19 protein-coding genes and 1 tRNA gene are annotated in these 20,977 nt (G+C 73.5%); 12 read left to right on the top strand and 8 right to left on the bottom strand.

The features are described 5' to 3' along the window. Positions 1–17 precede the first annotated feature (17 nt). Positions 18–344 (top strand): MmcQ/YjbR family DNA-binding protein, encoded by a 327-nt coding sequence (locus tag I4I82_RS16120; RefSeq protein ID WP_218592063.1) that lies wholly within the window; start codon positions 18–20, stop codon positions 342–344. A 50-nt stretch (positions 345–394) separates the two neighbouring features. Here I4I82_RS16120 and I4I82_RS16115 read toward each other — a convergent pair whose 3' ends face one another. From I4I82_RS16115 to I4I82_RS16100, 4 genes are all read right to left on the bottom strand, one after another. Beyond that, entirely contained in the window at positions 395–2,779 is a 2,385-nt protein-coding gene (locus I4I82_RS16115) for an ATP-binding cassette domain-containing protein (protein ID WP_218592064.1), read from the bottom strand. A gap of 23 nt (positions 2,780–2,802) precedes the next feature. Beyond that, a complete protein-coding gene (locus I4I82_RS16110; protein WP_218592065.1) occupies positions 2,803–3,213 on the bottom strand; it encodes a VOC family protein in 411 nt (136 codons plus the stop codon). 5 nt (positions 3,214–3,218) lie between these two features. Beyond that, positions 3,219–3,668 (bottom strand): helix-turn-helix transcriptional regulator, encoded by a 450-nt coding sequence (locus I4I82_RS16105; protein ID WP_218592066.1) that lies wholly within the window; start codon positions 3,666–3,668, stop codon positions 3,219–3,221. A 237-nt stretch (positions 3,669–3,905) separates the two neighbouring features. Further along, positions 3,906–3,979 (bottom strand) — tRNA-Gly (locus I4I82_RS16100). 184 nt (positions 3,980–4,163) lie between these two features. Between I4I82_RS16100 and I4I82_RS16095 the strand changes: the two genes are divergently transcribed. Then, positions 4,164–5,396 carry a UDP-N-acetylglucosamine 2-epimerase gene (locus tag I4I82_RS16095; protein WP_218592067.1) on the top strand — a complete coding sequence of 411 codons (1,233 nt, stop codon included), beginning with the start codon at positions 4,164–4,166 and terminating at the stop codon, positions 5,394–5,396. Positions 5,397–5,417: 21 nt separating this feature from the next. Next, positions 5,418–5,999: a dCTP deaminase gene (gene dcd, locus I4I82_RS16090; RefSeq protein WP_218592068.1), complete on the top strand. Its 582-nt coding sequence runs from the start codon at positions 5,418–5,420 to the stop codon at positions 5,997–5,999. Between the two features lie 21 nt (positions 6,000–6,020). Here dcd and I4I82_RS16085 read toward each other — a convergent pair whose 3' ends face one another. Continuing rightward, positions 6,021–6,827 (bottom strand): ABC transporter permease, encoded by an 807-nt coding sequence (locus tag I4I82_RS16085; RefSeq protein WP_218592069.1) that lies wholly within the window; start codon positions 6,825–6,827, stop codon positions 6,021–6,023. Beyond that, positions 6,824–7,771: an ABC transporter ATP-binding protein gene (locus I4I82_RS16080; RefSeq protein WP_218592070.1), complete on the bottom strand. Its 948-nt coding sequence runs from the start codon at positions 7,769–7,771 to the stop codon at positions 6,824–6,826. The genes I4I82_RS16085 and I4I82_RS16080 overlap by 4 nt, the downstream gene beginning before the upstream one ends. 137 nt (positions 7,772–7,908) lie before the next feature. Here I4I82_RS16080 and I4I82_RS16075 point away from each other — a divergent pair, with 137 nt between their 5' ends. The 3 genes from I4I82_RS16075 to I4I82_RS16065 are packed head-to-tail and all read left to right on the top strand — an operon-like array spanning position 7,909 to position 10,676. Beyond that, entirely contained in the window at positions 7,909–9,084 is a 1,176-nt protein-coding gene (locus tag I4I82_RS16075) for a sensor histidine kinase (RefSeq protein WP_218592071.1), read from the top strand. Next, positions 9,081–9,692, top strand: coding sequence for a response regulator transcription factor (locus tag I4I82_RS16070; protein WP_226370088.1), 612 nt, complete (start codon positions 9,081–9,083; stop codon positions 9,690–9,692). The genes I4I82_RS16075 and I4I82_RS16070 overlap by 4 nt, the downstream gene beginning before the upstream one ends. 36 nt (positions 9,693–9,728) lie before the next feature. Next, on the top strand, positions 9,729–10,676 hold the full coding sequence (locus tag I4I82_RS16065; protein WP_218595838.1) for a hypothetical protein: 948 nt from the start codon (positions 9,729–9,731) through the stop codon (positions 10,674–10,676). Positions 10,677–10,736: 60 nt separating this feature from the next. Here the strand turns inward: I4I82_RS16065 and I4I82_RS16060 are convergent, their stop codons facing one another. Continuing rightward, positions 10,737–13,172, bottom strand: coding sequence for a (Fe-S)-binding protein (locus I4I82_RS16060; RefSeq protein ID WP_218593078.1), 2,436 nt, complete (start codon positions 13,170–13,172; stop codon positions 10,737–10,739). A gap of 450 nt (positions 13,173–13,622) precedes the next feature. Here I4I82_RS16060 and I4I82_RS16055 point away from each other — a divergent pair, with 450 nt between their 5' ends. From I4I82_RS16055 to I4I82_RS16030, 6 genes are read left to right on the top strand one after another with little or no spacing between them, the layout of a single operon-like run. Then, positions 13,623–13,880: a hypothetical protein gene (locus tag I4I82_RS16055; protein WP_218593079.1), complete on the top strand. Its 258-nt coding sequence runs from the start codon at positions 13,623–13,625 to the stop codon at positions 13,878–13,880. Beyond that, positions 13,877–14,293, top strand: a complete 417-nt coding sequence (locus tag I4I82_RS16050) for a hypothetical protein (RefSeq protein WP_225920610.1) — start codon at positions 13,877–13,879, stop codon at positions 14,291–14,293. The genes I4I82_RS16055 and I4I82_RS16050 overlap by 4 nt, the downstream gene beginning before the upstream one ends. Further along, complete coding sequence (locus tag I4I82_RS16045; protein WP_218593080.1) at positions 14,280–17,111, top strand: ATP-binding protein; 2,832 nt, start codon at positions 14,280–14,282, stop codon at positions 17,109–17,111. Before I4I82_RS16050 ends, I4I82_RS16045 begins: the two co-directional genes overlap by 14 nt. Continuing rightward, positions 17,108–19,039, top strand: coding sequence for a hypothetical protein (locus I4I82_RS16040; RefSeq protein WP_218593081.1), 1,932 nt, complete (start codon positions 17,108–17,110; stop codon positions 19,037–19,039). Before I4I82_RS16045 ends, I4I82_RS16040 begins: the two co-directional genes overlap by 4 nt. After that, positions 19,023–19,637, top strand: coding sequence for a hypothetical protein (locus I4I82_RS16035; protein WP_226370087.1), 615 nt, complete (start codon positions 19,023–19,025; stop codon positions 19,635–19,637). Before I4I82_RS16040 ends, I4I82_RS16035 begins: the two co-directional genes overlap by 17 nt. A 1-nt stretch (position 19,638) precedes the next feature. Then, positions 19,639–20,652 (top strand): C40 family peptidase, encoded by a 1,014-nt coding sequence (locus I4I82_RS16030; RefSeq protein ID WP_226370086.1) that lies wholly within the window; start codon positions 19,639–19,641, stop codon positions 20,650–20,652. Here the strand turns inward: I4I82_RS16030 and I4I82_RS16025 are convergent, their stop codons facing one another. Further along, positions 20,653–20,937 carry a hypothetical protein gene (locus I4I82_RS16025; protein ID WP_218594818.1) on the bottom strand — a complete coding sequence of 95 codons (285 nt, stop codon included), beginning with the start codon at positions 20,935–20,937 and terminating at the stop codon, positions 20,653–20,655. Between the last annotated feature and the right edge of the window lie 40 nt (positions 20,938–20,977).

The following is a 20,977-nucleotide window of genomic DNA, read 5'->3' as shown; positions in this document are numbered from 1 at the left end:
GCGGCCAGGATGGGCCCATGCCGGACTGGGACGACGTCGTGCGGATCGGGAGCGGACTGGCCGGGGTCGAGGAGTCGACCTGGTACCGCACCCCGGCGCTGAAGGTGCGGGGCAAGGGGTTCGTGCGCCTGCGCACCGAGGACGACGGGCTGCTCGTCGTGCTGTGCAGCACGCAGGAGAAGGAGGCGCTGCTGGCCTCGGGCGATGCCGCGTTCTCCACAACCCCGCACTACGACGGCCACGGCTCGGTGCTCGTCGACCTCGACCGCGTCGACGCCGCCCAGCTCGCCGAGCTCGTCGAGGAGGCCTGGCGGATCAAGGCCCCCGCCGCGCTGCGGACGTAGCCGCGACGCGATGCCGGCCCCCGGCCCGGGACGCGCCGACGGGGTGCCGGTCAGGCCCCCACGTAGTCGGCCAGGTGCTGGGCGGTGAGCGTGCTGCGGGCCGCGACGAGGTCGGCCGGCGTGCCCTCGAACACGATCCGGCCGCCGTCGTGGCCGGCGCCCGGACCGAGGTCGATGATCCAGTCGGCGTGCGCCATGACGGCCTGGTGGTGCTCGATGACCAGCACCGACGTGCCCGACTCCACGAGCCGGTCGAGCAGCGCGAGCAGCTGCTCGACGTCGGCCAGGTGCAGGCCGGTGGTCGGCTCGTCGAGGACGTAGACCCCGCCCTGCTCCGCCATCCGCGTCGCCAGCTTGAGCCGCTGCCGCTCGCCGCCGGACAGCGTCGTGAGGGGCTGGCCGATGGTGAGGTAGCCCAGCCCGACGTCGGCGAGGCGCTGCAGGATCTTGTGCGCGGCCGGCGTGCGGGCGTCGCCGGAGCCGAAGAACACCTCCGCCTCGGCCACCGACATCGCGAGCACCTCGCTGATGTCCTTGCCGCCCAGGTGGTAGTCGAGCACCGCCGCGTCGAACCGCTTGCCCTCGCACAGCTCGCAGGTGGTGGCGACGCCCGCCATCATCCCGAGGTCGGTGTAGATGACGCCGGCGCCGTTGCAGGTGGGGCAGGCGCCCTCGGAGTTGGCGCTGAACAGCGCGGGCTTCACGCCGTTGGCCTTCGCGAACGCCTTGCGGATCGGCTCGAGCAGGCCCGTGTAGGTGGCGGGGTTGCTGCGGCGCGAGCCGCGGATCGCGCCCTGGTCGATGGCGACGACGCCCTCGCGGCCCGCGACCGAGCCGTGGATCAGCGAGCTCTTGCCCGAGCCCGCCACCCCCGTGACGACGACGAGCACGCCGAGCGGGATGTCGACGTCGAGGCCGGTGAGGTTGTGCGTGCGGGCACCGCGCACCTCCAGCGCGCCGGTGGGCGTGCGCACCTCGGGCTTGAGGCGGGCGCGGTCGTCGAGGTGGCGCCCGGTGAGCGTGCCGCTGGCGCGCAGCCCGTCGACGGTGCCCTCGAACACCACCTCGCCGCCGCCGGACCCGGCACCGGGACCGAGGTCGACGACGTGGTCGGCGATCGCGATGGCCTCCGGCTTGTGCTCCACGACGAGCACCGTGTTGCCCTTGTCGCGCAGCTGCAGCAGCAGGCGGTTCATCCGCGCGATGTCGTGCGGGTGCAGCCCGACGGTGGGCTCGTCGAAGACGTAGGTGACGTCGGTGAGCGCGGAGCCGAGGTGGCGGATCATCTTCGTGCGCTGCGCCTCGCCGCCCGAGAGCGTGCCCGAGGGCCGGTCGAGCGAGAGGTAACCGAGCCCGATCCCGACGAACGAGTCGAGCGTGTGGCGCAGCGTCGTGAGCAGCGGGGCGACCGACGGCTCGTCGAGGTCACGCACCCAGGCGGCGAGGTCGCTGATCTGCATCGCGCAGGCGTCGGCGATGCTGGTCCCGCGGATCGTCGACGAGCGCGCGCCCTCCGACAGCCGGGTTCCCCCGCAGTCGGGGCACGGCGTGAAGGTCGCCGCCCGCTCCACGAACGCGCGGACGTGCGGCTGAAGCGCGTCGACGTCCTTGGACAGGTACGACTTCTGGATCTGCGGGATCAGCCCCGAGTACGTCAGGTTGACGCCCTCGATCTTCATCTTCGTCGGCTCGCGGTGCAGGAGGTCGTGCAGCTCCTGCTTCGTGAAGTCCCGGATCGGCTTGTCCGGGTCGAAGTAGCCGCAGCCGCGGAAGATGCGGCCGAACCAGCCCTCCATGCTGTAGCCGGGGATGGTGAGCGCGCCCTCGTTCAGCGACTTGGAGTCGTCGTAGAGGGCGGTCAGGTCGATGTCGTTGACCTGGCCGCGCCCCTCGCACCGCGGGCACATGCCGCCGGTGATGCTGAACGTCCGCCGCTCCTTGATCTTCTCCCCGCCGCGCTCGACCGTGACCGCTCCCGCCCCGCTGATCGAGGCGACGTTGAAGGAGAAGGCCTGCGGCGAGCCGAGGTGCGGCTGTCCGAGGCGGCTGAACAGGATGCGCAGCAGCGCATTGGCGTCGGTGGCGGTGCCGACCGTGGAGCGCGGGTCGACCCCCATGCGCTGCTGGTCGACGATGATCGCGGTCGTCAGCCCGTCGAGGAGGTCGACCTCGGGCCGCGCCAGCGACGGCATGAAGCCCTGCACGAACGCGCTGTAGGTCTCGTTGATCATCCGCTGCGACTCCGCGGCGATCGTGTGGAACACCAGCGAGCTCTTGCCCGAGCCGGAGACGCCGGTGAACACCGTCAGCCGCCGCTTGGGCAGCTCGACGCTGACGTCCTTGAGGTTGTTCACGCGCGCGCCGGTGACGCGGATCAGGTCGTGGGTGTCGGCGGCGTGCGGTACGGCCGCCGGCGCTTGCGTGCTCGTGCTCATCGGGTCTCCCTGGGACGGACGGATCAGCGGACCTCGAAGATCCGGATCATGTTGCCCGCCGGGTCGCGCAGCGCGCAGTCGCGCACGCCCCACGGCTGGTCGGTCGGTTCCTGCACGATCTCGGCGTCGCCGGCCTGCAGCCGCTCGAACGTGCCGTCGAGGTCCTTGGTGGCCAGGTTGATGCTGGCGTAGGTGCCCTTCGCCATCATCTCGGTGACGGTGCGCCGCTCCTCCTCGGTGACGCCGGGATCGGCGGCGGGCGGGGTGAGCACCAGCGACGTCTGCGGCTGCCCGGGCGGACCGACCGTCAGCCAGTGCATACCGCCGTACTCGACGTCGTTGCGCACCTCGAAGCCGAGGGTGTCGCGGTAGAAGGCGAGCGAAGCCTCGTGGTCGTCGTGGGGGAGGAAGCAGTTGTAGATGCTGAGGTCCATGGCGGTCACGCTAGGTGCGCCACGGGAGCCGCTGCTTCTCGATTCCTGACCGGTCTGGTGACCTGCTTGGCCACGCACGGCGGCATCCCCTCCGTCTCCCGCCCCACCTCCCGCTTGTAGACGCTCGGCGGCACGCCGACCAGTTCGGTGAACCGCGTGCTGAACGTCCCCGGCGACGACGAGCCGACCGCGAAGCAGACCTCGGTGACGGACATGTCGCCGCGGCGCAGGAGCGCCATCGCCCGCTCGATCCGCCGGGTCATGAGGTAGGCGTACACCGACTCGCCGTAGGCCGACCGGAACGCCCGCGACAGGTGCCCCGCCGACATGTGCACTCCGCGCGCGAGCGCCTCGACGTCGAGGGGCTGGGCGTACTCCCGGTCGATCCGGTCGCGGACGCGGCGCAGGCGCGCGAGGTCGCGCAGGCGGTGGGCCGAGCCAGGGCTGGCGGTCACGAGCGGATGGTACGACGTACGGGAAGCCCTCCCCCCGGTGTCGACCGCATCGGGTGCGGTGGCGGCGGGGAGGCGTAGTCATCGGGAGTGCACCGTCAGCGCCGTCCGGAGGACCGTACCGTCACACTCCCGCCGATCACCGCCCCGACGGCCGGGCCGAGGGCCGACGGTGTCGCTCCCCGGACACGACGAAGGCCCGGGCCGGGCGCTGTGCGCCTCTGACCTGGGCCTTCGGAATGGAGCGGATGACGGGAATCGAACCCGCGTATTCAGCTTGGGAAGCTGATGTTCTACCATTGAACTACATCCGCAGTGCGTCCCCAACTCTATCAGCTCACTCTGAGTGAGGGTAGTGACGCTTCGAGTACCACCATCCGAGTGGTATCTCCCCCTGGTGCCTCGCCTGGGGAGATGCGCCCTCGACGCGCGGTGCCCCGGCCCTCACACTGACGGGGCCCCGTAAGGCCAGCTCCCCCGGCCGAGAAGGACCCGAGCATGACCCAGATGGAACCCCCGCTGGGCTCGCTCCCGGTTCAGGACCACGACCACGACGTCCTGTTGATCGCCGGCAGCCGCCCAGAGGTCGCCCGCCTCGCTCCCGTCGCGACGGCGTTCAACGACGCCGACCGCATCCGCGCGCTCACCGTCGCCACCGGTGCCGACCCGATGGGCGTGCACGAGGCGTTCGAGGCCCTCGGGGTCCCGGCCGACGTCACGCTCCTGCTCCGCGAGCCGCCCGGCACCCACCCGGCGGCGATCGGCGCGATGCTCATGACCCGCATCGACGCGCTGCTGGTCGACCTCGACCCGTCCGCGGTGATGGTCTACGGCGGCGGGATGACGGCCGCGATGGCCGCACAGGTGGCGTTCTGGCGCCAGATCCCGGTCGTGCACCTGCAGGCGGGGGTGGCCAGCGACGACCTGCTCTGCCCGTTCCCCCAGGAGGCCAACCGGCGCATCATCGGCCAGCTCGCCTCGCTCTTCCTCACCACCGGCGGCGCGGCGCTGGGCAGCCCGATCGGGCCCAACGCGATCCCCGTCGGCGACACGATGGCCGCCAACCCGCAGCCGGCCGACCTCCGCTTCGCCCGGCTGGTCCGCCGCGTCCGCGCGGGCGAATCCAAGCTCGTGCTCGTGGGCCTCGACCGCGCCGACTCCCTGGGCGTCCTCGCCGGCCTGCCCGACCTGCTGGAGCGCGAGTCCGACGTCGAGATCGTCGTCTACGGCGAGCTCGCCGCCCACGGTGCCGCGGCCCCGCTCGCGCAGCACGACCGCGCGCTCGTGGCCCGCACGCTCCCGCTCGCCGAGCTGGTGGGGCTCATCGCCGCGGCCACGGTGCTCGTCTCCGACGACCCCGAGCTCGTCACCGACGCCCCCGGCCTCGGCACGCCCGCGGTGCTCGTCGACGGCCCGCACATCGCGCAGCCGGGCGACTCCATCCGCAGCATCCTCAGCCCGCGCGTCATGACCACGGTCCGGCAGGTCCTGGCCGTCGCGCCCAAGGCCGTCGACGAGCCGTCCGACGGCAAGGAGGCCGTGCGCGTCGAGCAGGCCGTGGCCTGGATGTTCGGCCTCACCCCGTCGCCGGTGCTCGCGGATCCGGTGCTGCCCGAGCAGTCCCCCGCGCCCGCGGTGGAGGCCACCCCGGCCGTCGCCGCCAAGGTCGGCGAGGACGTCGACGAGAGCGCCGACGACACCGCCGACGAGCCGTCGACGACCGAGGCCTGAGCCCGTCGGTACGCTGCGCCCGTGCTGCTGTCCGACGGTGACCTGCTCGAGGAGCTCGACGGCGGGCGCCTGGTCCTCGATCCGTGGGACCCCGCGATGCTCCAGCCGTCGAGCATCGACGTGCGGCTCGACCGCTTCTTCCGGGTCTTCCAGAACTCGCGCTACACCCACATCGACCCGGCGGAGCAGCAGGACGAGCTGACGTCGGCCGTCGAGCCCGACGGCGACGACCCGTTCGTCCTGCACCCCGGCGAGTTCGTCCTCGGCTCGACGTTCGAGTCCGTGACGCTCCCCGACGACCTGGCCGGCCGGTTGGAGGGCAAGAGCTCTCTCGGGCGCCTGGGCCTGCTCACCCACTCCACCGCGGGCTTCATCGACCCCGGCTTCTCGGGCCACATCACGCTCGAGCTGTCGAACGTCGCCAACCTGCCGATCACACTGTGGCCGGGGATGAAGATCGGGCAGCTGTGCCTGTTCCGCCTGTCGAGCCCCGCGCAGCGCCCCTACGGCAGTGACGGCGTCGGCTCGCGCTACCAGGGGCAGCGCGGGCCGACGCCGTCGCGGGCGCACCTGAACTTCCACCGGATCGACACCCGGCGCTGACGACCCGGGCGCGGGCGCCGGTCAGACGCGCGGGTCCCAGCGGAAGCGCCGTTGCGAGAGCACGGTGAACGCCGCCGTCCAGCCGACCAGGCTGACGATCCCGGGCAACGCCGCCGGCAGGCCCGGCAGGCCGGGCGCCCAGGCGCCACCGGTGAACGCGAGCTGGGTCAGCAGCCCGATCGGCGCGCCGGGCACCAGCACCAGCGCCTGCCACCACGAGTCGACCGGCAGGACCGGCACCACGAACGCCGCGCCGAACATCAGGAAGAACAGCGGCAGCGTCGTGATCTGGGCGCGCTCCGGCGTCGGCGTGACGATCGTCGTGGCGAACCCGGCGGTGACGCACACCGCGAGCCCCCCGAGCACGGCGAGCACCAGCGGGACGACGTCGGCCGGGAACGGCGCACCCAGCACCGTGTCGATCACGGCGTAGAGCACGAGGTGCACCACGGCGATGGCCACGGCGGGCCCGGTCGTCGCGACGAGCAGACCTGCGTCGGACAGGCTGCTGGTGCGCATCCGCTTGAGCACCCGCGTCTGCCGCCGGGCCACGACCGTCTGCGTGATCGTGACGTAGACGCCCATCGTGAACGTGACGACCAGCTGCAGCGCGACGATCGTCGCCCAGACCCCGGGGCCGGCCGCCACACCCGCCTCGAAGGTGAACGCGAAGAAGACGCCGAACGCGATGGGCAGGAACAGCGACGAGATCGCCGCCGTGCGGTTGCGCAGCAGCAGCCGCACCTCGGCGGTGGCCAGCGCGAGGACCCGTGAGGCGGGGCCCGCCGCGGCGGTGGCGCCGGTGGACCCGGTGGTGGCTGTGGTCATGACTGCTCCGATCCGGTGCGGACGGCGTGGTAGATGTCGGCGAGCGAGGCGGGTGCCGCGCGCAGGTCGGACAGCCGGACGCCCCGATCGGCCGCCCAGACCAGGAACGCGGTGAGGTCGCCCTGCAGGTCGTCGGTGCGCACCCGGACGCGGTCGCCGTCGCGCTCCACCTCCCCGCCGACGACCGGCAGCTCGCCCGCCCCTGCGGGGAGCGTCGCGGAGAAGCCCGAGGGCTGCGCCGCGACGATCTCGGTGAGCGTGCCCGCCACGGCCACGCACCCCTCGTGCATGATCGCCACCCGGTCGGCGAGCGCCTCGGCCTCCTCCAGGTAGTGCGTGGTGAGCACGACCGTGCGCCCGGCCTCCTGCAGCTCCTGGATCGCGTCCCAGGTGCGGCGCCGCGACTCCGGGTCCAGCCCGGTCGTCGGCTCGTCGAGGATCACCAGCTCGGGCGAGCCCCACACCGCCATCGCGAGGTCGAGCCGCCGCTTCTCCCCGCCCGACAGCTTGTTCACCCCGACGTCGCGCCGGCCCGTCAGCTCGAAGCGCTCCAGCAGCCGCTCGGGCCGGTCCGGCCGCTCGACGAGCCGCTGCCACAGCTGCAGCGTCTCCAGGACCGTCAGCTCGTCGACGAAGCCGCCCTCCTGCAGCTGGACCCCCATCCGCGGCTGCAGCGCGGCACGGTCGACGGCCGGGTCGAGCCCGAGCACCGACACGGCGCCCCCGCTGCGCCGCCCGAACCCCTCCAGCACCTCCAGCGTGGTGGTCTTGCCCGCGCCGTTCGTGCCGAGCAGCGCGAAGACCTCGCCCCGGCGGATCTCGAGGTCGATGCCGCGCACGGCGTCGAAGTCGCCGAAGCTGACGCGCAGCCCGCGCACCGAGATCGCGGCGTCGCGGTCCGCCGCCCGCGGGACGGCCGCGGGTCCGGTGGTCGTCTGTGTCATGGCGACGAGACTGCCGCCGGGGGCACGTGACGCAGTAGTCGCGACGGTCACCGGCCGCCGTGACACCGGACAGGACCTGCGATGACAGCTGTCATCGACCGCCGCCGGGCGCGCAGCCGCTCGGTTACGGTGGCGGCGTGGACACCTCCCCGCCCGGCTTCGAGGAGCGCCGGGTGCGCACCGCGCGCCGGTTCGGGCGCATCGGGCTCATCAGCACCCTGCTCTACCTGTTCCTGGTGCCCGTCCCGCTGTTCCTGGACGCCGTGCGGCCAGAGTTCGTCGTCGTCATGGTGCTGCTCTACGTCGCCGGGTTCGGGCTGCACCTGTGGCGCATCCGCGAGCTCATGCGCTCGCTCGGCACGCCCGCCGCGCCCTGGTTCACCGTCACGGCGTCGGCCGTCGGGCTCGCCGTCACCGTCGTCGGCCTGGGCAGCGGGGCGCTGGGCTTCACCTGGTCCCTGCTCGGCGGCGTGCTGCTCGGTGACGTCGTGGGGGGCCGGCGGGCGCGGACCACCGCGATCTGGGTGGTCGCGGCGAGCGTCCTGACCGCCGGCCTCGGCTGGTGGGCGACCGGCCTGATCTACCCGCTCGACCCCGACTCGCAGGGGTTCCGCGTCTTCTCGGTCGGCCTCGCCGTCACCTACGTCGGCGGCATGTGGATCCTCGACGTCGAGCGGCTGTGGTGGCTCAAGGCCGTGATCGACATCGACGGGTCGCGCCGCACCGCAGCCGAGCTCGCTACGGCCCGCGAGCGGCTGCGCCTGGCCGACGACCTGCACGACATCCTCGGGCACGCGCTGGAGGTCGTCGCGTTCAAGAGCGAGCTCGCCGCCCGCCTGTCCGACCACGAGCGGGCACGGGCCGAGATGGAGGATGTGCAGCGGGTGGCCAGGGAGTCGCTGACGGAGGTGCGCGCGCTGGTCCGCGACACCCGCTCGATCGACCTCGTCACCGAGCTCGCGGGGGCCCGCGCGGTGCTCGAGTCCTCCGGCATCACCCTCGTCGTGCGCGGTGATCCCACGACCGTCGGCCCGACCGCGCGCACCGTCCTCGGGCGCGTGCTGCGCGAGGCGATGACGAACGTCCTGCGCCACGCCGAGCCCAGCCACTGCACCATCGAGATCGTCGCCGACGGCGGCGCGCGGCTGGTCGTCGTCAACGACGGTGCACTGCCCGCCGACGGCGCCGACCCGGGTACCGGGCTCGCCTCGCTCGAACGCTACCTCGACGAGCACGCCGGACGCCTCGCCGCCGGCCCGTCGGGCGACGGCACCTTCCGGATCGACGCCTCCCTGCCTGCGGGTGCGCGGTGACCGCGATCCGCGTGGTCCTCGCCGACGACGAGTCGCTCACGCGCGGTGCCGTCGGCGCGCTGCTGGGGCTGGAGTCCGACCTGGTGATCGTCGGCGAGGCCGGCACCGGCGACGAGGCCGTCGACGCGGTGCGCGAGCACCGGCCCGATGTGGCCGTGCTCGACGTCGAGATGCCCGGGCGCGACGGCGCGGAGGTCGCTCAGTGGGTCGCGGCCAACGAGCCCGGCACGCGCTGCATCATCCTCACCCGCCACGCCCGCCCCGGCGTCCTGCGCCGCGCGCTGGCCGCGGGCGCCGCCGGCTTCGTCACGAAGAGCGCGCCGGCCACGGTGCTCGCCGACGTCATCCGGCGGGTGCACCGCGGCGGGCGCTACGTCGACCCGGACCTCGCCATGACCGCGCTGATGACCGAGGACTGCCCGCTCACCGACCGCGAGCTCGACGTCCTGCGCCAGGTGGACCCGTCGAGCACCGCCGCCGAGATCGCCGAGCGCGTGCACCTCTCGCCCGGCACCGTCCGCAACTACCTCTCCTCGGCGATGCACAAGCTCGGCGCGGGCAACCGCTCCGACGCCGTGGCGCGGGCGCGGGACCACGGCTGGCTCTGACGGCCGAGGGGCCACGGCCAGTACTGTCGGCGAGCGATGGACGAGCCGCGCAGCACGCCCGGGGGCCCGCCGGTCCCGTGGACTCCCGCCCCGCACCCGGCGCCGGTCGGGCCGCCGCCCGCCGGCTCCGCGCCCTCCGGTCCGCCGCCCGCCGAGCCCCCGCCCTCGCGGGCCCAGGTCGTGTGGAAGCGCGTGACCCGCACGCCCTACGGCACCGCGTCCCTCGCCGTCGGGGCCACCGCGCTGCTGCTGACCCCCTTCTCCGGGTGGTCGCCGTGGCCGTGGCTCGCGGGCGTCGCGGTGCTGGTGCTGCTGGCGCTGCTGCGCGTCGACCGGCTGCTCGGGCGGTGGGTGTGGCCGCTCGGCGGGCTCGTCGTCGTCGCGGGGCTGATGCTGTCGACCACGCCGTGGGCGTGGGCGCTGGCCGCGAGCATCGGCGTGCTCGTCGCCGGTCTGCTGCGGCTCCCGGCCTGGCGGCTCGCCGCCGTCGGGGCGGCGCTGTGCCTGCTCAGCGGCTCGGCGTACGCCTGGGTCAGTGCGCAGGAGGCGCAGGTGACGGCGCAGGAGCAGGCGCGCACGCAGGAGGAGAGCAAGGGGCTGCAGGGCGTCCCGGCCCCGGCCCGGCTGCTGCCGACCCTGCTCAACCGCATCGCCTACGGCGACCGCCCCGAGGCCCCGGGAGCGGTGTGCGACAACCTGCTCGCCGCGCCGGCCCGCACGGCGTTCGTCGCGTCCGTGGGCGCGCCCGACTGCCTCACCGCGGTGAGGACCGTGACGGCGGGGATCGTCGACCGCAACGAGTACGCCGACGCGCAGGCCCCGACCACCGAGCGCGCCGACGGGCTCGTCGTCGACGCCTGCGCCCTGACGTGGGAGGACGCGGCCCCGGCCGGCCCGCAGCTCGGGGTCCTGACCGTGGGCGAGGAGCCGACCGGCCAGAGCTACGTCGTCACCGAGTTCACCGCCTGCGCCACCCGGCCCTGACCGACGACGGCGGGGTCCGGCCCGGGTTCCCCCGGACCGGACCCCGCCGGTGCGTCGTGCTCAGCTCTGGGCGTCGCCCTTCGCGGGCTCCTCCGCCGGAGCCGCCGCCGGGGCGGTGCCGTTGGCGGACGAGCCGTTCGCGGACGAGCCGTTGGCCGAGTGGCCGTTGCCGGAGGCGTCACCGCGCTTCACCGCGGTGAGCAGCATCTGGGAGACGTCCTGGATCTGGACGTTCTCCCCTGCGCCCTCACCCTGCTTCTGGGTGAGCCCGTCCGAGAGCATCGTCTTGCAGAACGGGCAACCCACCGCGATCGTGCCGCCGGCGGCCGCGCCGTCCGAACCCTTCACACCGCTGGTCTGCTCGTTGGCGCCGGAGTCGTTGAGCGTCGTCTCCGAGGGGGCACCGGCACCTAGGGTGGCCAGGGCCTCCTCGGTGCGGTTGACGTTGACCCGCTGCCCGATCCGCTCCTCCATCCACATCCGCGCACCACCCGCGCCGCAGCACATCGAGCGGTCGGCGTGCCGCGGCATCTCCGTCAGCGTCGCGCCGGTGGATCCCAGTGCGGCGCCGATGAGCTCACGCGGCTCCTCGTAGACCTCGTTGTGCCGGCCCAGGTAGCACGGGTCGTGGTAGGTGACCGGCGCCGGCCCGGAACCGTCGACACCGCCGGCGTCCGGTGCGGCCACCGGGACGAGCTTGCCCTCGCGGACCAGCTTGTTGAGCAGCTGCGTGTGGTGCACGACCTCGTAGTGACCGTCGAGCTGCGGGTACTCCCGGCCGAGGGTGTTCAGGCAGTGCGGACACGTCGTGACGATCTTGCGGGTGCCGGCCTCGCGCCCCTCGAACACCGCGTTGAGGACCTCGACGTTCTGCTGGGCCAGCATCTGGAACAGGAACTCGTTGCCCGAGCGCCGCGCCGGGTCACCGGTGCAGGTCTCCTCCGGGCCCAGCACCACGTACTCGACCCCGGCGCGGGTGAGCAGCTCCGCGGTGGCCTGCACGGTCTTCTTCTGCCCGTCGTCGAACGCGCCCGCGCAGCCGATCCAGAACAGGTACTCCACCTCCGGGGCCAGCTTGTCCGCCCCGTCGGCACCGAAGACGTTGACCTCGAAGTCGAGCTTCTTGGTCCAGTCCAGGCGCTCGCGCTGGTTCTGCCCCCACGGGTTGCCCTTGTTCTCCAGGTTCTTGAACAGCACCCCGAGCTCGGAGGGGAACTCCGACTCGATCAGGACCTGGTTGCGGCGCATGTCCACGATGTGGTCGACGTGCTCGATGTCGACCGGGCACTGCTCCACGCACGCCCCGCACGTGGTGCACGACCACAGCACGTCCGGGTCGATCACCCCGCCCTGCTCGGCGGTGCCCACCAGCGGGCGCGCGGCCTGCTCGGGCCCGGACCCGCGCACGCGCTCGAACCCGGACTCCGGCACCCCGTGACCCGGGTGGGCGTCCAGCCCGGCGGCCCAGTCGATCGAGCCCTCCTCGGGCATGTCCCGCCCGCCGATCATGTACGGGGCCTTCGCGTTCATGTGATCGCGCAGGTCCATGATCAGCAACTTCGGCGACAGCGGCTTGCCGGTGTTCCACGCCGGGCACTGGGACTGGCAGCGACCGCACTCGGTGCAGGTCGCGAAGTCCAACATGCCCTTCCACGTGAAGTCCTCGATCCTCCCGCGACCGAACACGTCGTCCTCGCCCGGGTCCTCGAAGTCGATCTTCTTGCCGTCCGACTCCATCGCCGGCAACGGACCCAGCGCCTTGGGGAAGCGCTTGGCCGAGACGTTGATCGGCGCGGTGAAGATGTGCAGGTGCTTGCTGTAGGCGATGATCACCGTGAACACCAGCATCACACCGATGTGCAGGAGCAGCCCGACGCTCTCGATGATCTCCAGCGTCGGCTCCGGGACCCCGGCGAACAACCGGCCCAGCCCGATCGAGGCCCACGCACCGCTCTCGTAGGGCAGGTAGCCCAGCGCCGAGGCCGCCGCGCGGTAGAGGAACAGCGTCCACAGCACGTTGAAGATCATGAACAGGATCAGCCACGCACCACCGGTGTGGGAGCCGTAGAACCGCGACGCCCGGGCGCGGCGCTCGGGAGCGTTGCGCACCCGGATCACCGCGAACACCACCAACGACAGCATCGCCAGCACCGCGATCGTGTCCTGCAGGAACCCCAGCACCGGCCACGTCCCGATCAGCGGGATCGCGAAGTCCGGCACGAACAACGCCCCGTAGGCCTCCAGATACACCGTGATCAGGATGACGAACGCGTAGAACGTGAACAGGTGCGCCAACCCGGGCACCGACCACTTCAACAGCTTGCGCTGCCCGAACACCTCCACGAACTGCGCCCGGACCCGCTGGCCCAACCCCTCGGTCCGGTCGTTCGCCGGTTGACCCGACGAGATCAGCTTGTAGATCCAGAACGCGCGGCGGCCGGAGACCGCCAACGCGATCACCGTCATCGCCAGGCCGATGATCAGTCTCACAACCACGGGTGTTCCTCCCAGGACTGGTCCGCGAGTGGTGGATCGCGGACCTCGCGCAGCAGACTAGCCCGCCGCCACCTGCTCCGACGGTGTCCGGACCGGCCTACAACCTACCCAGCGGTAACCGACCGCCGCGACCTCGGGAGGGCGAGCCCGCGAGTGAGAAGGCTCGCACCGGGTCGGAGGAGCGACCCGCACCGGGGGCCGCACGGGTACCCCCGAACGGCGGGCCGCGGGAGCGCACCCGGGCACGTCCGGTGAGATTCGCGTGTGCCTGCGCCAACGGCGCGCGCCCAGACGGGCCGTAACCGGGCGAGCACTCTAGGATTGCCCCCGTGGCTCGTGTTTCACTCGGTGCAGAGCTGTGCCGGACGGCACCGCCTGCCCGCACTGGGATGTGCACGCCCGTGGCCACCCGACCACGTGGCGTCCACGATCGTCGGAGGAGTCACCGTGATGGACCCTGAACTGTTCGCCCTCGCCCAGGGCGGGGTGGGCACCGGGGGACTGCAGACCTGGATCCAGGAGAACGTGGTTCCCCTCGTCCTCCTGGGGATCGCCGTGATCCTGCTGTGGATCGGGGGACGCGGCGACAACGCCGGCGTCGCCCGGCGCAGCGTCGGCCTCATCATCGGGCTGGTCGCGCTCGGGATCGCCGTGTCGGGCAACGGGCCGCAGATCGGCAGTTTCCTGGCCAGCCTCCTCACGGGGTGACGGGAGTGCTCGTCCGCACCGACGACGAGGTGTACCGGGTCGACTCCGTCTGGCTCGGGCCACCGCGCGCCACCTTCCCGTGGCGGGCCCGCTACGTCTCCTACGGCGTCGGCCTGCTCGCGATGATCCTCGTGATGTTCGTCCAGCGACGGCTGGGCATCGGCCTCGACTTCTTCTCCGTCGCCTGGGCGCTGATCATCACCGTGCTCGTCACCCGCTTCCTGGGCCAGCGCATCGACTACGAGCGCCCGCTGGGCCAGGTCGTGTCGCTGTTCGGCCACGAGGTCCGCGGCCCGCGCGCCAGCACCGCCGTGGCCGGTGGCGCCGTGCGCTCCGGGCACGTCCGCACCGGGCCCGCCGTCTCGGCGGCCCGCCCGCGTCGCAGGGGAGGTCGCCGGCGTGGCGCGGCGTGACGCGGCGCGCCCCGCCTCCGACGAGCCGCGCCGCCGCCGAAGACGCGCGCTCGCCGGGGAGTCCGGCCTGCCGAAGTACACCCCCGACATCGCGCTGCGCTCGATCGACGGCCACCTGACGCGCACCAGTACGCAGGTCATGGCCTGGTACCGGCTCGCCGCGCAGGCCTGGAGCTTCCGCTCCGACTCCCAGCGCGAGGTGCTGATCCGCCAGATCGCCGCGCAGCTCGGCGAGCTGCAGGGCCGCTGGCTGCACCTGCGCGTCACCACCCGCCCGTACCCGGTGCACATGTGGGCGGAGTCGTTCGACAACAACGCGCTCGGCCGCATGCCCGACGTCGCCGGCGCCCTGGGCTGGGACGGCTTCCTCGAGGGCGAGCAGCGCCACCTCATGGGGCTGTCGATGAGCGACAAGGAGGTGTTCCTCGGCGTCGAGGTCTCCGGTCGCGGGATGCTCGACCGCTGGGTCGACGCCGCCGCCCCCGTGCTGGAGCGCATCGCGCCCGCCGCGGTGCGCGCCGAGCTGGCCGCGCTCGACTCCGAGGTCGCCCACATCGACGAGCTGGTCGCGGGCAGCGGACTCGACGCCGTGCCCGCGCGTCCCGACGACGTCGCCTGGCTGATGCAGCGCTCCTGCGCGCTCGGGCTCCCCGCGCCGCGCACCCTGTCGGTCGTGCCCGGCGGGGTGTCGCGCTGGGAGACCGAGGACCTCGCGGGCTTCACCGACGGCGTCGACATGCACCAGGAGCCCTATGCCCCCACCGTCAAGGTGGTCGGTCGCATCCGCTCGCAGACGGTGCAGCGCAACGTGGCCGTGCTGTCGGTCGGGCTGATGGAGGGCCTGCGCATCCCCGAGGTCGACGACCCGTGGATGCAGCACTCCGACCGCCTCCCGTTCCCGGTGGAGTGGTCGGCGCGCATCTACGTCCGGCGTCCCGAGGAGGTAGCGGGCGAGCTGCAGCGGCAGATGGGCAAGGTCCGCTCCCAGATCCGGCACTACACCCACGACCACGACCTCGACCCGCCGATGTCGCTGGCGCGCCAGGCCGACCGGGTGCTGGAGGTCGAGGACGAGCTGACGTCCGGGCTCACCCAGCTCAACACCCGCCTCTACGGCTGGTGGCGGGTCGCGGTGTCGGGCAAGGACGAGGCGGAGGCCGTCAGCCGCGCCCAGCAGGTGCTCGACGTCTACCGCCCCAAGGTGCAGATGGAGCACCCCGAGGCGCAGTACAAGTACGCGCGGGAGTTCATCCCGGGCGAGCCGCTGGCCTCCACCGCCTACCGCCGCCGCGGCTCGGTCACCTGGGCGGCCGCGGCCGTCCCCGCGGCCACCGCCAGCGTGGGCGACCGCCGCGGCATCATGATCGGTGAGACCTGCACCGCCACCCGCCGCCCCGTGGCGTGGGACCCGTGGCTCGCGCAGGAGGTGCGCCGCTCCTCCGGGCTCACCGCCGTCGTCGGCGGGCTGGGGTCGGGCAAGTCGTTCCTCACCGGCCTGATCGTCTACAAGACACTGCGCTCCGGCGCGCGCTGGACCGTGCTCGACCCGTCGGGCCCGCTCGCCGAGCTGACGCGCCTGCCCGAGCTCGCCCCGTTCAGCCGGCACATCAACCTGCTGCGCGCCGACCCCGGCATCCTCAACCCCTACCGCGTCGTCGCCGAGCCGCGGCCCGACCACTTCGCCGACGAGGAGGACCCCGAGCGGGCGTGGCGCCGCGAGCGCAGCCTCGCCGCCGCCACGAGACGCCGGCTCGTCCTCGACGTGCTCACCGGACTGCTGCCCTACGACATCTCCCGGCTGCCGCACACCCGGATCGTGCTGCTGCGCGCCGTCCGCGAGGTGGGCGGCGCGAACGACCGCCACCCCGGCCTCGTCATCGACGCCCTGCGCCGCCACGCCCGCGAGGGCGAGGAGCACGCCGGCGTCGTCGCCGACTTCCTCGAGGAGCGCCGCGAGCTCCCCCAGGCCGCGCTGCTGTTCCCCGACACCACCCGCGACGACCCCTGGCAGGACGAGCGCGACTACCGGCTCACCGTGCTGACGATGCAGGGCATGACGCTGCCGCGGCCGGGCAGCCCGCGCGAGGAGTGGACCGACGGCGAGTCGCTGGCCGTCGAGCTGCTCAACCTCGCGTCCTGGCTCACCCAGCGCACGATCTACGAGGCCGACCGCAACCTGCGCAAGGGCGTCGCGCTCGACGAGACGCACTTCCTCTCGCAGGTGCCCACCGGCAAGGTCCTCATCGACCGCCTCGCCCGCGACTCCCGCAAGTTCAACGTGCGCGCGCTGTTCGCCTCGCAGCTCGCGGGCGACCTGCTGCGGGTGTCGGGGTTCGCGTCGCTGGTCAACGCCGTGTTCGTCGGGCGTACCGACGACGGCGAGGCCCAGGACGAGGCCCTGCGCCTGCTCAAGGTGCCCACCGGCGTCGGCTACGAGCAGATGCTCGGCACGCTTTCGCCGCGCCCGCGCCACGACGACCGGCCCGACGACACGCCGCGCCAGTTCGTCTTCGCCGACGGCCACGGCGGCGTCGAGAAGATCCGGATCGACCTGGAGGCCCCGCACCTGGAGCACGTCCGGGCCGCGCTGGACACCAACCCCGACGCGAGCCGCGTCTCCGCCCGCGGCGTGCCCGTGGCGCAGGCGGCGGTCCGCGCGCCCGACGAACCCCCGCCGGTCCTGTCCGGCGAGATCGTCGCCGAGGACCTGCCCCGCGGAGGCTACGACGAGCTCTCCGACGACGACGTCCTCGACGAGGGCTTCGCCGACGACCTCGACGCCGACCGCGTCCGGCCCACCGGGGGGGTCGTGCGGTGACCGCTGCACCGGCGGGGCTGCTGCCGGTGGGGCTGGTGATCGTCGCCGCCCTGCTGGCCGCGGCCCACCGACGGCGCAGGGCGACCCGCGCCGAGCGCCCGCGCTCGCGGCGGGCGGCCCTGCTCGTCGTCACCGCCCTGGTCGGTGGCTCGGTGCTGATCGGCAGCCCGGCGATGGCGCAGCCGCTCGACTGCAAGGAGTCGCCGGAGCCCGACCGGCCCGGCACCGGGCTGGTCGGATCGCTGGACCCGCCGGTCTACGGCGTCGGCGAGCCGGGCAGCGTCTACGACGAGGTCGGCTACGCCGGGCTGCTCTGGCACAACTACGACCTGGGCTGCGCCGGCGCCGCCGTGTTCAACCCGGCCAGCACCACCGACACGTGGATGGGCAACCAGGCGTTCAACGTCGCCAAGTTCACCGTCGGCGGCGTCAACTGGTCGCACTACCTGATCGCCGACGGCGGCGAGCTGCTCTCCCCGCTCGACGATCTCATCACCGCCGGCACCACCGCGATGTACGACGCCGTGTTCAGCACGTTCATCGGCCCCGTCCTCGCCGTGCTCGCGGTGGTCCTGCTGCTGCTCGCGCTGCGCGGCGACCTCGCGCAGCAGGCCCGCCGGGGGGCGTTCGCGCTGGTGGCGCTCGTCATCGGCTCCGCGGCGTACCTGACGCCCGTCGACTGGGCGAAGGCCGCCGACGGCCTGCTGCTCGACGGCGTCACGTCGATGCAGGAGGGCTTCCTCGACCAGGTCGGGCTGGGCAACCGCGACACGCTGCCGACGGTGCTCGTCGACAACGTGATCTACCAGAACTGGCTGCGCGGCGAGTTCGGCTCGCCCGACGTCCCGCAGGCCCAGGAGCTGGGCCGCGACCTGCTGCGCGCGCAGACCTTCACGAAGGCCGAGATCGCCGAGGGCCGCGACACCCTCGAGCTCGCCGAGCAGAAGAAGAACGACTTCGCCGCGATCGGCGAGCGGATGGGCGACCGCTACCCCTACTTCACCGGCGAGGCGGGCAGCCGCACCGGCGCCGGCATCCTCGCGGTCGTGCAGGCGCTGTGCATCGCGCTGTTCCAGCTGCTGTCCAAGGTGCTCGTCCTGGTCGCGATGCTGGTGCTGCGGCTCATGGTGATGACGGCGCCGGCCATCGCGGTCGTCGCCGTGCTCAAGCCCGAGATCCTGCCCGCGCTGCTGCGCGTCGGCGGCGCGGCGATCGTCAACACCCTCGTCGTCGGGGCGCTGGCCGGGCTGCACGCGCTGCTGGTCGTGTCGCTGTTCCGGCCGGGGTCCGGGATCGACCTGTGGCTGGCGCTGCTCGTCACCGGTGTCGTCACGGTGGTGCTGTGGGCGGTGGCGCGGCCGTTCCGGCGGCTGGTGTCGATGGTGTCGCTCACCCGCGAGCAGTTCGGCGGGATCGTGCCCGGCGCGGGCTCCGGCCCGATGTCGCGGGTCTGGCAGCGGATGCGCGGCGGCCCCGATGACGACCGGCAGTCGCGCTGGTGGGACGAGCGCCGCGGCGCCGCGGCCGGTGCGTCCCACACCGGCGGCCCCCGCCCCGAGGCCGAGGCGCCGATGCGGGTGCGGGCCACCGCCGAGCGCGTCACCCGGCCCCGCACCGAGATCGAGATCCCGTCCACGCCCACGCTGGTGCCCGGCGCGCGGCGCCCCGCGCTGCCGGCGGGCGGCGGCGGGGTCGGCGGCGCCGGGGCGGTGCCGCGCTGGTCGGAGCCCGGCGAGGTCGACGACCGCACGATCTACCGGCGGCCCGACTCCGTCCCGCGGCGCCCGGGCGGCGCCCGCCCGGTGCAGGCCGAGATCGTCGACGGCGTGCCGGTCTACCGCATCTACCGCCCGCCGGCGCGCGGCTCGTCCGGCCCCGTCCACGACCGCCCCGTCTACGACCGCACGGGCGGTGGCCGTGCCGATTAGGTCCCCGCGCGGCCGCGCTGCGGCCTACCGGACGATCTGGCAGTGGCCGCTGCGCTCGCCCGCCCGGCTCGCCGTGTCCGCGGGGGTGCTGCTCGCGGTCGTGCTCGCCGTCAGCGCCGTGCTCGGGCGGGTGGCTCCCGACCCCGCCCCGACCGCCTCCCCGTCGTCGACGACGGGGACGCGCGCCCCGCAGACCACCGCGCCGTCGGGCGCCTCCCGCACCCCGACGCCGACCGCGCTGCCGCCGATCCCCGAGCTGACGCCCAGCCCGCTGCCCGTCTCCAGCGCCCCCGCCGCCGCCCTGGACGTGGCCGCGCAGTGGGCGGCCGCGTGGGTGCGCCCGCCCGACGGCACCCCGCCCGCGCAGTGGCTGGAGGGGCTGCGGCCGCTCACGACCGACGAGTACCTGGGCGTGCTGGCCACCGTCGACCCGTCGGCGGTGCCGGCCACGCGCGTCACCGGGGCGCCGTCGGCGCAGCGGGTGGCGGCCGGGTCCGTCGACGTCGCCGTGCAGACCGACGCGCTCACGCTGGTGGTCCTCGTGGTGCTCACCGAGGACGGTGTCTGGCGCGTCGCCGACTACGACCGGGCGGCCTGACGTGCGCCTGCTCCGCCCGATGCGCCTGCTCGTGCCCGCCGTGGCGGTGTTCGCGGCGCTGGGCCTGGTGCTCGTCGTCAGCCTGATCGCGTTCACCGTCAACGGCGGGGGCGGGCGGTCCGCCACCTCCTCGTTCGCCTGCGACGCCGGGCTGCGCGGCGGGGTGGGTCTGGCGTCGGGCCGGGCCGGCGCCACGGCGGACACCCTGTCCGAGGAGCAGCGGGCCAACGCGGCCACGATCATCGGCGTCGCGCGGGAGATGGGGGCGCCGCCGCGCGCCTGGCTGGTGGCGCTGGCCACGGCGATGCAGGAGTCGACGCTGCGCAACATCGACTACGGGGACCGTGACTCCCTCGGGCTGTTCCAGCAGCGCCCGTCGCAGGGCTGGGGCAGCCCGGCCCAGGTCACCGACCCCGTCTACAGCACGACGATCTTCATCGAGCGGCTGCTGGAGGTGCCGGGCTGGGACACGATGCCCGTCACCGTGGCCGCGCAGACCGTGCAGCGCTCGGCGTTCCCCGACGCCTACGCCAAGTGGGAGGGGCTGGCCGCCGAGCTCGTGGAGGGGCTGGCCGACGTCGCCGACCCGGCGGGCTGCGGGCGCACCGCGGTGCTCGCCGAGGGCGCGGCGGGCACGGCGATCGCGTTCGCGCTGGCCGAGGTGGGCAAGCCCTACCTGTGGGGCGGCACCGGGCCCGACCGCTACGACTGCTCGGGGCTGATGCTGCGCGCGTTCCAGGCGGCGGGGATCAACCTGCCGCGGGTGTCGCGCCAGCAGTTCTACGCGGGCGGGCACGTGCCGATCGACCAGGCCCAGCCCGGTGACCTGCTGTTCTACGCCACCGACCCCTCCGACCCCCGCACCATCCACCACGTCACCCTCTACATGGGCGACGGGCAGATGGTGGAGGCGCCCTACACCGGGGAGTTCGTGCGCGTGCGGCCGGTGCCCTACGAGTTCCGCGAGCTCGTGCCCGTCGCGACCCGCCCGGGGACCACCCCCAACCGGGCCTGATCAGCGCGCCCAGCTGTGCTCGACCTCGATGCCCACCGACGTCGGCGCGGTGGTCGGGGCGGCGGAGCCGAGCAGCTGCCGCAGGCCGGGACCCAGATCGCGCTCCATGAACGTCTCGGCGTGCTCGCGGGAGTCCCAGACCGCGACGATGCACAGCTTTCCGCCGACCACCCCCGCGTAGCGGGCGGCGAGCCCGTCGGGGTCGGGGAGGATCTCGGTCATGAGCCGGTCGAGGTTCTCGATCGAGCCGGCGGGCGAGTCGTCGACGACGGTCACGTAGGACATGGCGGCCTCCTGGCTGCTCCTCCGGCGACCGGTTCGGACG

Source organism: Pseudonocardia oceani, assembly GCF_019263585.2.
GTDB lineage: Bacteria > Actinomycetota > Actinomycetes > Mycobacteriales > Pseudonocardiaceae > Pseudonocardia > Pseudonocardia oceani.
Note: the sequence above shows the minus strand (reverse complement) of the source record. Positions and strands in the feature narration are given on the sequence as shown.

Bases quoted from the DNA above. Each gene is read 5' to 3' on its own strand.
- I4I82_RS16120 (WP_218592063.1), top strand. From the start codon at position 18: ATGCCGGACTGGGACGACGTCGTGCGGATCGGGAGCGGACTGGCCGGG.
- I4I82_RS16115 (WP_218592064.1), bottom strand. From the start codon at position 2,779: ATGAGCACGAGCACGCAAGCGCCGGCGGCCGTACCGCACGCCGCCGAC.
- I4I82_RS16110 (WP_218592065.1), bottom strand. From the start codon at position 3,213: ATGGACCTCAGCATCTACAACTGCTTCCTCCCCCACGACGACCACGAG.
- I4I82_RS16095 (WP_218592067.1), top strand. From the start codon at position 4,164: ATGACCCAGATGGAACCCCCGCTGGGCTCGCTCCCGGTTCAGGACCAC.
- I4I82_RS16085 (WP_218592069.1), bottom strand. From the start codon at position 6,827: ATGACCACAGCCACCACCGGGTCCACCGGCGCCACCGCCGCGGCGGGC.
- I4I82_RS16080 (WP_218592070.1), bottom strand. From the start codon at position 7,771: ATGACACAGACGACCACCGGACCCGCGGCCGTCCCGCGGGCGGCGGAC.
- I4I82_RS16065 (WP_218595838.1), top strand. From the start codon at position 9,729: ATGGACGAGCCGCGCAGCACGCCCGGGGGCCCGCCGGTCCCGTGGACT.
- I4I82_RS16055 (WP_218593079.1), top strand. From the start codon at position 13,623: ATGGACCCTGAACTGTTCGCCCTCGCCCAGGGCGGGGTGGGCACCGGG.
- I4I82_RS16025 (WP_218594818.1), bottom strand. From the start codon at position 20,937: ATGTCCTACGTGACCGTCGTCGACGACTCGCCCGCCGGCTCGATCGAG.